The sequence below is a fragment of the Herbidospora sp. RD11066 genome, assembly GCF_054661255.1.
Window position 1 is genome coordinate 58,893 of record NZ_BAAGDO010000011.1, and the last position, 11,864, is coordinate 70,756.

Genomic DNA, 11,864 nt, shown 5'->3' on the forward strand with positions numbered 1-11,864 from the left:
TCATGGTGTGCCTCAGCCCCAGCCTTCACTGAGGAGACATCGTGGTGTCCCGTTCCCGGGCGGCCTCGTTAGCCGTCCTGCTCTCCCTCACGACCGTCGTGGCGCAGCCCGCCCCGGCGGCCGCGATCCCGGTCCCGATTCCGGGTGGACCGCAATGTGTGGCGTCCGTTGACGACCAGTTCGGCGCCGCCGGAATGGCCGCCCAATGCGGCAACCCCGTCGAGGTGCTCTCGGAGCGCACCGAGACCAGCCAGGTCTTCGCCCAGCCCGACGGCTCGCTGGAGTCCGTCACCTCGCTGTTCCCCACGCAGGTCGTCAAGAACGGCGTCTGGACCGACGTCGACACGGACCTTCGCCTGGCCGGCGGGGTGACCCCGGTCGCGACCTCGGCGAACGTGCGCTTCTCCACCGGCGGCACCGACCCGATGGTGACCCTCACCGAGGGCGCCGCCAGCGTGAAGATCAAGTCGCCCTGGACCCTGCCGGCTCCCACCCTGAACGGCGACACGGCGACCTACGTCAACGTGCTGCCCGGCGTCGACCTCCAGCTGCGCGCCGAACCCGACGGCTTCTCGCAGTACCTCGTGGTGAACACCCCCGAAGCGGCCGAGAACGACGAGCTCGACCGGATCGCGTTCCCGCTGGAGACGACCGGAGGGGCGTCGATCCGCGAGACCGAATCGGCCCTGGAGGTCGTGGACGCCGCCGGGAACACCCTCTTCGCCTCGGGCTCGGCCCTCATGTGGGACGCCGACGGCGCCGGTGACGACGGCGCCGACGGCGCGCCCGGCCGGACCGCCGAGATGGACGTCGAGGTCGCCGCCCACGAGCTGGTGATCACGCCCGACCAGGAACTGCTGACCGCGACCGACGCGACCTTCCCGATCTACATCGACCCGGCGTTCAGCAAGCCCAACCAGGGCGGCAACTGGACCCACACCAACAGCTGCTCGCCCGGCACCAGCTTCTACACCAGCTACCGGACCGAGCTGCGCGTCGGCCGCCAGTGGGGCACGTCGTGCAAGTGGCGCTCCTACATGCGGTTCGACACCACCCAGCTCGCGGGTTCGACGATCCAGGCCGCCGAGTTCGCGGTGACCGCCGACCACGTCGCCAACTGCGCGGGCGCCAACACCAACCTGATCTTCCGCAACAACATCGCGGCACTGAACACCGCGACCTGGAACAGCACCGCCAGCGGCAACGTGGCGACCATCGGCACCGAGAAGTTCGACGCCAACGAGTCGAGCTGTCCCTCGGGCGACCAGCGGAAGGTCTACGACGATGGCAGCGCCAAGGTGCTGGAGGGCAGGATGCAGGCCCAGGCCAACGCCCGCGCCGCGCAGACCACCTTCCTGCTCTCCTCCGCCAACGAGGGCGACGACATGGGGTGGAGCAACTTCATCCCCGGCTCGGTGGCGCTGATCATCACGTACAACCACACCCCGACGGTGCCGACCGCGCTGACGATCACCACCGACTGCGGCATCTCGTGCGCCTGGGTCCGGTCCGGCACGCCCACCCTGCGGGCGGTCGCCGCCGACCCCAACGGCGGCACCCTCGCCAGGGTCGAGTTCGAGGTGTACGACCGCGCCCGCACCACCCGCAAGGCAGCGTCCGGCTCGGCCGTCTCCAACCGCACCTCCGGCCAGGCCGCCCCGTGGAAGGTGACGCCCACACTGCCCGAGGGCGCCTACTCCTGGCGGGTGCGCGGCTGTGACGCCTACGTCTGCGGCGGCTGGGGCGGCTGGTTCGACTTCACCGTCGACACCACCCCGCCCACGAACGTGAGCGTGACCTCGGCCGAATACCCGCCCGCGAGCGTCGGCACCTGGAACGGCGCCGCCGGTCAGGCGGGCACGTTCGCCATCGGCGCCTCCGGCGCGAACCGCTTCGAGCTGACCCTCAACGGCGTCAACAAGGGATGGGTGAACACCACCGGCGACGTCTGGACCGGGCCGCTGACCCCCGACCGCGACGGCGTCAACCTGCTCACCGCCCGCGCCGCCGACGCGGCCGGGAACGTCGCCGGAAGCCCGTTCACGTACGAGTTCCTGGTCCGCCCGGTTCCGGCCAAGGCCGTCGGCTGGGGCTTCAACGAGGCCACCGGCACCGTCGCCGCCTCCGACCCGGCCGGTACCACGCTCGACAGCAAGGCCGGTCCGGCCGCCCGCATCGCGGGGAAGACCGGCGGCTACGCGCTGGCCCTCGACGGCGCCTCGGCCTGGGCCACCACGCAGCCGGTCGTCGACACCAAGATGCCCTTCACCGTCACCGCCCTGGTGAAGCTGAACTCCACCACCGTCAGCGGCCCGATGACCGCCGTCTCCTCGCACGGCGCCACCGGCTCCGGATTCCGGCTCGGCTACCGCGCCGAGGGCTGGTGCTTCTCCATGTACGCCGCCGACGACGGCGCCGAGACCACGGCCTGCTCCCGCGAGGGGATCGGCACCGGCTGGACCCACCTGGCCGGGGTCTACGACGGCACCCGCCTGCGCGTCTACGTCAACGGCCTGAACTGGGAGGAGGCCGACCAGGTGCCGTTCACCTCGACGTGGTCGGCGACCCAGGGCTGGTCGGTCGGCCGGGCCAAGGCCGCCGGTGTCCTCACGCAGTACTGGACCGGCGCGGTCGACCGTGTGGGGGCGTACCAGAAGGCCCTGACCCAGAGTGAGATCGTCACGGACGGAGCCAAGGGATGAGAAAACCCGCCGCGTTACTCATCGCCCTCGTCCTGACCGCATCAGGCGTGGTCAGCGGGGGCACGGCCAACGCCGTCGCCGACTGGGAGCCTCCCGTCCCCGTCGACGTGGAGTCGGTCCCGACCGTCGACGACACCAAGCGCACCAGGGTCGCCGTCGGCGAACCGCCCCGGGTGAAGGGCCCGTCGACCATCGTGTGGCCGCCGGACACCGCCGCCCAGATCACCCCCGGCGCGAAGGCGGCCGCCGGTCAGGCGGTGACCGTCGAGTCGGCCTCGGCGGCGAAGGTCGGGGTCCGCACGTACGGCCGCGCCACCGCGGAGAAGGCCGGGATCAGCGGCGTCATGATGTCGGTGACCAGGGGAGACGGCCTGAGGACGGCGGGCACCGTCGGCGTCAACCTCGACTACTCCGCGTTCGCCGGGGCCTACGGTGGCGACTGGGCCAGCCGCCTGCGGCTCGTCCGGCTCCCGGCCTGCGCCCTGACCACCCCCGGCGCCAAGGGCTGCGGCCTCGACGCCGCCACGCCGGTGGTCTCGAAGAACGACTACGCCGCCCAGAGCCTGACGGCCGACGTGGCCCTCCCGGCGGCCGGCGCCCCCGCGCTGCTGGCGGCGGCGCCCGCCCCGTCGGGCCCGAACGGCGACTACAAGGCGACCTCGCTGACGGCGGCCTCCACCTGGCAGGTCTCGCAGCAGACCGGCGCCTTCGCCTGGCAGTACCCCATCAAGTCGCCACCCGCCGTGGGCGGCCCGGCGCCGAGCCTGGCCTTCTCCTACTCCTCGCAGTCGGTCGACGGACGCACCTCCGGCACCAACTCGCAGGGCTCCTGGGTCGGCGACGGCTGGGACATGTGGTCGGGGTACGTCGAGCGGACGTACAAGGGCTGCATCGAGGACGACGACGCCATCGGCGGCAAGGACCCCAACAACAAGGACAAGAAGACCGGCGACCAGTGCTGGTGGAAGTCCAACGCCACCATGAGCCTCAACGGCGGCTCGACCGAACTGGTCGACGTCGGCGGTGGCAAGTGGAAGGGCGTCACCGACGACGGCTCCCGGATCGAGCTGCTGAAGGACGCGTCCAACGGCGACAACGACGGTGAGCACTGGAAGGTCACCACGATCGACGGTACCCAGTACTTCTTCGGGCGCCGCACCGACTCGGCCTGGACCACCCAGGTGTACGGCAACCACCCCGGCGAGCCCGGCTACGACTCCACCTACGCCGACTCGCGCGAGACGCAGGCGTGGCGCTGGAACCTCGACTACGTCGTCGACCCCCACGGCAACACGATGACGCTGAACTACGGCAAGGAGACCGGCGCCTACGGCCGGGAGGGCGAGCCCGACAAGCGCCAGACCTACGACCGCGGCGGCTACCTGACCACGATCGACTACGGCACCCGTACCGACCAGTCGAGCGCCTCCTCGCGGATCGCCTTCGAGGTGGCCGACCGCTGCCTGCCGGGCGCGACCTGCTTCGACTCCGACGGCAAGGCCGTCGCGGCGTCGTGGCCGGACGTGCCGTGGGACCAGTACTGCCGGGACAAGTGCACCGAGCAGCTCGCCCCCACCTACTGGACCCAGAAGCGGCTCGCCGCCGTGCGCGCCCAGGTCCGGGACGGCTCAGGGTTCCGGACCATCGACACCTGGACGTTGAAGCACTCGTGGCTGAACGCGGGCGTGAGCCAGAGCGAGGGCGTGCCCATGTGGCTCGACTCGATCACCCACGCCGGCAGCGGCATCAAGGGCGGCCCCACCATCACCGACCCGGCGGTCACCTTCTCGCCGGGCGCCGACCCGTTCCCCAACCGGGTCGACGGCGGGAACGACAACCGCACCGCGCTCAACCGCTTCCGCGTCGTGTCGATCACGACCGAGACCGGCGCCCAGATCGGCGTCACCTACCTGCCGGGCGACTGCACCCGCGCCGCCCTGCCGCAGCCCCACTCGAACACCAAGCGCTGCTTCCCGCAGTGGTCCACCCAGGACGGCACCGACGCCACCCTCGACTGGTTCCACAAGTACGTCGTCGACCGCCTCGACGTCTACGACAACGGCGGCGGCTTCACCCACGAGCAGACCAACTACGACTACCTCGACACCCCCGCCTGGCGCTACGACGACAGCGAGCTCGTCGAGGAGAAGAAGCGCACCTGGGGCCAGTTCCGCGGCTACGGCCACGTCCGCGTCCGCACCGGCCTGGAGAGCGGGCCGCAGTCGTCGACCGAATACCGCTACTTCCGCGGCATGGACGGTGACAAGCAGCCCGACGACAAGGTCCGCGACGTCTGGGTGAAGGACAGCCTCGACGGCACCGGAGACGCCCACTCCAAGAAGATCGAGGACCACGACGCCCTCAGCGGCCAGCTCCGCGAGGAGACCGCCTTCGAGGGCCTCGGCGGCACCTGGGTCAGCGGCAAGCTCATGGAGCCCGCGTTCACCCAGACCGGGGCGTCGGGCTCGATCAAGGCGTACACGACCCAGATCCCGGTGGCGCTCACCCGCACCCGGATCAGCGACGGCACCACCCGCTGGACCAAGACCCTGACGAAGGTCAACGCCGACAACCTGCCGACCGAGGTCAGCGACCTCGGCGACGAGACCACCGCCGACGACGACCTGTGCACGAAGACCTCCTACGCCGTCAACAGCGGCCTGTGGATCAGGGACAAGGTCCTCCAGACCGAGCAGTACGGCGTCGCCTGCGCCACCACCCCCGCGATCCCGGCCGACGTCGTCAACATGCAGCGCAACTACTACGACGACGTCACCAAACCGCTCGGCACCGCGCCGACCCGCGGCCTGGTCGTCAAGGAGGAGGAGCTCAAGGGCTGGAACGGCACCACCGCCGAATGGCTCACCTCGGTCACCACCTCCTACGACGCCAACGGCCGCATCCTCAACGCCACCGACGCCCTCGGCCGCACCAGCAGGAACGAGTACATCCCGGCCAAGGCCGGGCCGGTCACCGAGACGCGGATGACCAACCCCCTCGGCCAGGTCACCACGAACGTGCTGGACACCGCCTGGCAGATCCCGCGCACCGTCACCGACATGGGCGGCCGGGTGACCGAGCTGGAGTACGACGCCGCGGGCCGCCTGGCCAAGGTCTGGCTGCCCGGCCGGGCCAGGACAGACCACGCGAACCTGATCTACGAGTACAAGGTCCGCAACAACGCCCCGTCGGTCACCACCACGAAGAGGCTGCTGCCCAACGGCACCGGCCGCTACCAGGTCTCGACCGTCCTGTACGACGCCATGCTCCGCCAGCGCCAGGCCCAGACCCAGGCGGTCGGCGGCGGCCGGGTGATCGCCGAGACCATGCGCGACTCGCGCGGCCTGGTCACCTGGACCTCCGAGCCCTACTACCACGACGGCACCGGCCCCACCGACACCATCGCGGTGCCGACCAAGGCCATCCCCTCGGTCACCGAGAACACCTACGACGGCGCCGGGCGCGTCATCAAGACGGAGTTCAAGGCCAACGGCGTGGCCAAGTGGGCCACGACGACGACGTACACGGGGAAGAGCACGATCGTCACCCCGCCGCAGGGCGGTGTGAAGACCGAGACGGTCGCCGACGCGCGGGGCCGGACCGTCGAGCTGCGGCAGTTCCACTCGCCGACGGCCACCACCTACGACCGCACCCGCTACGCCTACAACGACCGGGGCGACCTGGCCACCATCACCGACCAGGCGGGCAACGTCTGGCGCAACCACTACGACGCGCGCGGCAACAAGGTCAGGATCGAGGACCCCGACAAGGGCGCCAGCGACCAGACCTTCGACCTGGGTGACCAGGTCCTGACGGTGAAGGACGCGCGCGGCGTCGTCCTCGCCTACGGATACGACGCGCTCGGCCGCAAGACCAGCCTGCGCGACGGCTCCGCGACCGGCCCGCTGCGGGCCGAGTGGCTCTACGACACCGCCCCGAACGGCGTCGGCAAGTCGGCCGGGTCGATCCGCTACAACGGCACCGCCAAGTACTCCACCCTGATCACCGGCTACGACACCGGCGGCTACGCGACCGGCATGACGGTCACGCTCCCCGCCGAGACCGGCGCCCTGGCGAAGACGTACGAGTACAAGACCAGCTACAAGCAGGACGGCCAGCCCGCCACCCTGACGCTCCCGGCCGCCGGCAACCTGCCGGAGGAGACGCTGGAGTTCGGCTACAACGCGGTCGGCAAGCCGAGCTACCTGCTGTCGGGCACGCAGACCTACGTCAACGACACCGTCTACAACCAGCTCGGCGGCGTCATCCAGCGCATTATGGGCCAGGACGACGAGCGCGTCTGGCAGACCGACACCTTCGACGAGCCCACCGGCCGCCTGGTCACCAGCTCGGTCACGCCCGAGCTGAAGAACCAGACGATCAACCTCAACTACCAGTACGACCCGATGGGCAACGTCACCAAGGTCAGCGACCTGCCCAACGGCGGCCAGGCCGCCGACCACCAGTGCTTCACCACCGACTACCTGCGCCGGATGACCGAGGCCTGGACCCCCACGTCGGGCGACTGCGCGGCCACCCGCTCGGTCACCGCGCTGGGCGGGCCAGCCCCCTACTGGCACAGCTACACGTACACGAGCACCGGCAGCCGCGACGTCGAGACCTGGCGCGGCACGACCACCACCGTCCGCGACTTCGTCCAGCCCGCCCAGGGCGGCGCCGCGGGCAGCAAGCCGCACACCACGACGCGGGTCGACAAGTCGACCGGCGGCTCCGACACCTACGCCTACGACGCCACCGGCAACATGACCGGCCGGACCGTCAACGGCGCCGTCACCAACCTGACCTGGGACGCGGAGGGCAACCTCGCCACCACCACCCAGGGCACCGCCGCCCCCACGTCGTATCTCTACGACACCGAGGGCTCCCGGCTGATCCGCAAGGAGGCGGGCGCGATCACCGCCTACCTGCCCCACGGGCAGGAGGTCCGCGCCGTCGGCACCACCGTCACCGCCACCCGCTACTACGACCACGGCGAGGAGACCGTGGCCGTCCGCACCGCGCCCGGCACCACGGGCCTGTGCTGGATGGCGCGCGACCACCACAACACCGCCGAGGCCATGGTCAAGGCGTCCGACCTGAGCGCGGCCCGCAAGCGCAGCCTCCCGTTCGGCGCCCAGCGCGGGGCCAACCCGGCCTTCTGGGCGGGCGACAAGGGCTTCGTCGGCGGCACCAACGATCCGACCGGCCTCACCAACATCGGGGCCCGCGACTACGACCCGCTGCTCGGCGCCTTCATCAGCGTCGACCCGGTGATCGACCCGCTCGACCCGCAGCAGATGCACGGCTACAGCTACTCCAACGGCAACCCGCTCACCTTCACCGACCCCGACGGCCTCTGGTTCAAGATCAAGAAGCCGCAGTTCCTGTCGACCGTGGTCAACGTGGCCAAGGCCACGGCGGCCGTGGCGGTCCGGCCGTACGTCTCGGCGGTGAAGTCGACCGGCAAGTGGCTGTGGGAGAACTCCGGCAAGATCTCCGCGGTCACCGGCATGGCGGCCATGGGCGTCGGCCTGATCCCCGGCCTCCAGCCGGTGGCCGCCGCGCTCACCGTGGTCTCGATGGCGACGGGGGCGCTCGACACCATCAAGTCGTGCAAGGAGGGGAAGAAGGTCGACTGCGCCGTGGGCGCGGCCGGCATGGTGCCGGGCGTCGGGAAACTGGTCCAGCGCGGGGCCAGACAGGCGATCAAGAAGGCGGCGGGCGACGTCCGGAACGCCGTGCCCGACGCCATGGTGGCCAGGGCCGCCTACCAGGGCCAGGAGAAGGCCTACAACATGGTCAAGAGCCGGGGCTGGGACACCGACGGCGCGCAGCTACGGCTCACCGAGGCCGCCACCGACTACCGCCGGGCCCAGCTCGAACTGGCCCAAGCCAGGAAGTCCTACGAGGCGGCCCAGGAGAAGCTCAGGTCGTGGGACCGCGCCGACAACGTCATGACCTGGGAGAACGGCGCCAACGAGGCCTTCAAGAACGGCTGGGGCCGCGAACGGGAGGACTACGTGCAGCGCACGGTCGCCAAGGTCGTCCAGATCATCCGCACGCACTTCCGCATCCCGCGGAACTTCCTGATGTAGCCCCTACGATCGAGGCATGACCCCGCAAGAAGTGATCGAAAGGTTCCTCGTCGAGGGCCGCCTGGTGCAGATGCCCGCGAAACACACGGTGCGCCTGGCGGTCCTCGACCGCATCGCCCAGTCGTTCGAGATCGGGGTGCGCTACCCCGAGAAGCAGGTCAACGAGATTCTCGTCGCGTTCTTCGACGACTACGCCGCGTTGCGCCGCTATCTTGTCGAGAACGAGTTGCTGTCCAGGGAGGACGGCGTCTACTGGCGCAGCGGCGGCACCGTCTGAGGTGCCGCCTCACGGGTAATAAGGGGCCATGCGGGTGAACCGGAGATTTCCTCCATGGCTTGATCACCACATCCGCGCGGGAGTCCGGTTCGACCGGCTGGGCGGCGGCCGCCTGTCGGCCGGCATGACCTACTACGCGTTCTTCGCGATCTTCGCCCTGGGCCTGCTCACGTTCGTGATCATCGGCCACGTCTGGGACACCCCGGCCGCGCTCACCCAGATCGCCGGATATCTCAGCGACACCTTCCCGAGGCTCGACGTCGCCGCCCTCCGCGACGCCCGCGACACGGCGGGCTGGATCGCGTCGTTCGGCCTGCCGCTGACCGGCCTGTTCTGGATAGATTCGATGCGGTCGTGCAGCCGCACCATGTGGGGCCTCGACGAACACCCCGGCAACTTCGTCGTGCGGTGGCTGATCGACCTGGCCGTGCTGGTCGCGCTCGGCCTGCTGCTCGCGACCTCGCTGTCCCTGTCGTTCGGCGCCCAGTCGGCACTGTCGTGGCTGACCGGCCACACGGTCGGCCCCGACGCCCCCGCGTCGAGGTGGGCACTCCAGGGCGCGGCCCTGCTGCTGGGCTTCCTGGTGAACCTGCTGCTGTCGATCGCCCTGCTCACGCTGGCACCCCGGCTGCGCCTGTCGTTCCGCCGGGTGATCGGCCCCGCGCTGATCATCACGGTGGGCCTGGAGATACTGAAGACGATCGGCCAGTTCTACTTCAACATGAGCTCGTCGAACCCGGCGTACACGGTGGTGGCGAGCGCCGTGGGCATGCTGCTGTTCCTGAAACTGCTCAACATGCTGATCCTGTACGCCGCCGCCCACGCCGCCACCAGCACCCACGGCACCGTGGTCGACTACGCGCAGGGCCGGCCCGTCACGCCAGCCGCATCCAGTTCTGCCCACGCTGCACAACCCCAGCCCGATTCGTCCGGATCCCTCGTGACGCCAACTCCGTGATCAACCGCCGCGGATCCCGCGGGGTGACCGCCGGCACGATCTTGGCCCCGACATCGACCCAGAGCGCCATCCGGCGCGAGGGCCGATCGCGGTCGAGGTTGTACCAGTGGACGAAATCGCCCGTCCCCCAGATCCGCCACGAACCGTTGGGCAGCGGGATCGCGTTGACCGCTCTGATCGCCCTCAGGGAGATGCGCTTGTCGCCGCCCCAGAGGTAATACCGCCTGATGATCAGCTCGGCATCCGTGCAGGCGACCAGACCGTCGTCGTACATATTTTGAACATATACCCAGGTCAACGGAGGGACGACCTGCGTCGTCCTAGCCGGTGGCCGGGACGCGCGCTCCCGGTAGGACGGCCGGTGACGGTCTCGGAGCGCAGCCCTCGCCGGGGCGGCGGGATCCCGCGCCTGGGAGGCGGAGGACGAACCGTGCGCCTCGGACGCTGTCCTCGACGGTCAGGGTGCCCTCGTGCGCTCGGGCGATCTCTCTGGCGATGGCCAGACCGAGCCCGGTCCCTCCGGCGTCGCGGGACCGTGACGCCTCCAGGCGGGTGAAGCGTTCGAAGACCCGTTCGCGGTCCTCGGCGGCGAGGCCGGCGCCGTCGTCCAGGACCTCCAGGACGGCGGTTCCGTTCTCGGCGCGTACGGTGACGGTGATCTGGGACACGGTGTGCCGCTCGGCGTTGTCGAGCAGGTTGACCAGGACCCGGGAGATGCGCAGCCGGTCACAGTCGACGCACACGCCCTGCTGGAAGTTCCTGACGATCTTCGCGCGGTGGGGGCGCCGGTCCAGTTCGGCTCCGGCCAGCACACCCAGGTCGGTCGGCTCACCGTCGAGGGGCGCGCCCGCGTCGAGGCGGGCGAGGGCCAGCAGGTCGGTCACGATCGCCTGGAGCCGGTCCACTCCGGTCAGGACCGTGGTCGCCACGGTCGGCCAGTCGGCGTCCCCGGGGCGCATCAGGGCCTCCTCCAGTTGCAGCCGCATGGCGGTGATCGGGCTGCGGAGGTCGTGGGAGGCGTCGGAGGTGAAGCGCCGCAGCCGTTCGTAGGCGTCCTCCAGCCGGTCGAGCGTGCCGTTGACCGTCTCGGCCAGGACCTTCACCTCTTCGTAGGTGTCGTAGGTGCCGGGCACCGGAACCCGGCGTTCGAGCTGCGCGGCGGTGATGTCGGCCAGCTGCCGCCGTATCGCGACCACCGGCTCCACGGCTTTGGAGATGTCCCGGAACACCCAGGCCGTGACGGCCGTGGTGACCAGGAGCGAGGCGCCGATCGCCAGGAACACGGCGGTGGAGGTGCCGTACCAGGGGACCGTGGGGGTGGCCACGTACACCGACCAGATGCCGTCCGGCTGGTAGACGTTGATCGACGTCACGGTCCGGCACCCCTCCAGCCCCGCGGGCGGGCACAGGACCTGGGTGGTGCTCAGTTTGTCGCCGGTGGGGTGGATGGTGGCCATCGGCGGTACGCCCGCCAGCTGGCTGGTCGCCGCGACCACCTTCCCGTGGGCGTCCAGCACCTGGATCGCCTCGTCGCCGGCGTGGGGCAGCATCGAGGGGAGCCGCCCCTGCTGGATCAGCGACTCGACGCTGTTCCAGGCCGACAGGCCCCGTTGCAGCGCGTTGTCGCCTTCTTTGCCGCCGACGTACATGAGGAAGAGGAAACTCAGCCCCAGGCACATCAGCGCCATCACCACCCCGGTCGCGAACGTCCTTCGCGCCCGGAACGAGGGCGGTTGCCTGACCATTCGACCTCTCCCTTGACCTCACTCCTTCACTAACGTCAACAAACCTTGGTGACCTGCAGAAACTTCCCATCTGCGGGCAAAGTTCCA

General features: G+C 70.2%; 6 protein-coding genes. 4 read left to right on the forward strand and 2 right to left on the reverse strand.

What is annotated here, in order from left to right; translation table 11 throughout:
- The first annotated feature begins 41 nt into the window (after positions 1–41).
- The 4 genes from ACYQ78_RS33005 to ACYQ78_RS33020 are packed head-to-tail and all read left to right on the forward strand — an operon-like array spanning position 42 to position 10,032.
- Positions 42–2,702, forward strand: a complete 2,661-nt coding sequence (locus ACYQ78_RS33005) for a LamG domain-containing protein (RefSeq protein WP_459804873.1) — start codon at positions 42–44, stop codon at positions 2,700–2,702.
- Positions 2,699–8,797: an RHS repeat-associated core domain-containing protein gene (locus tag ACYQ78_RS33010; protein ID WP_459804874.1), complete on the forward strand. Its 6,099-nt coding sequence runs from the start codon at positions 2,699–2,701 to the stop codon at positions 8,795–8,797. The genes ACYQ78_RS33005 and ACYQ78_RS33010 overlap by 4 nt, the downstream gene beginning before the upstream one ends.
- 16 nt (positions 8,798–8,813) lie before the next feature.
- The gene (locus ACYQ78_RS33015) at positions 8,814–9,074 is read left to right on the forward strand and encodes a DUF2087 domain-containing protein (protein WP_459804875.1); all 261 of its coding nucleotides are present in this window, start codon (positions 8,814–8,816) and stop codon (positions 9,072–9,074) included.
- 34 nt (positions 9,075–9,108) lie between these two features.
- Positions 9,109–10,032 (forward strand): YhjD/YihY/BrkB family envelope integrity protein, encoded by a 924-nt coding sequence (locus ACYQ78_RS33020; RefSeq protein WP_459804876.1) that lies wholly within the window; start codon positions 9,109–9,111, stop codon positions 10,030–10,032.
- Here ACYQ78_RS33020 and ACYQ78_RS33025 read toward each other — a convergent pair.
- Both ACYQ78_RS33025 and ACYQ78_RS33030 read right to left on the reverse strand, forming a co-directional pair.
- Positions 9,950–10,306: a hypothetical protein gene (locus ACYQ78_RS33025; protein ID WP_459804877.1), complete on the reverse strand. Its 357-nt coding sequence runs from the start codon at positions 10,304–10,306 to the stop codon at positions 9,950–9,952. The genes ACYQ78_RS33020 and ACYQ78_RS33025 overlap by 83 nt on opposite strands.
- Before the next feature lie 46 nt (positions 10,307–10,352).
- Positions 10,353–11,777 carry a sensor histidine kinase gene (locus ACYQ78_RS33030; RefSeq protein WP_459804878.1) on the reverse strand — a complete coding sequence of 475 codons (1,425 nt, stop codon included), beginning with the start codon at positions 11,775–11,777 and terminating at the stop codon, positions 10,353–10,355.
- Positions 11,778–11,864: the final 87 nt, after the last annotated feature.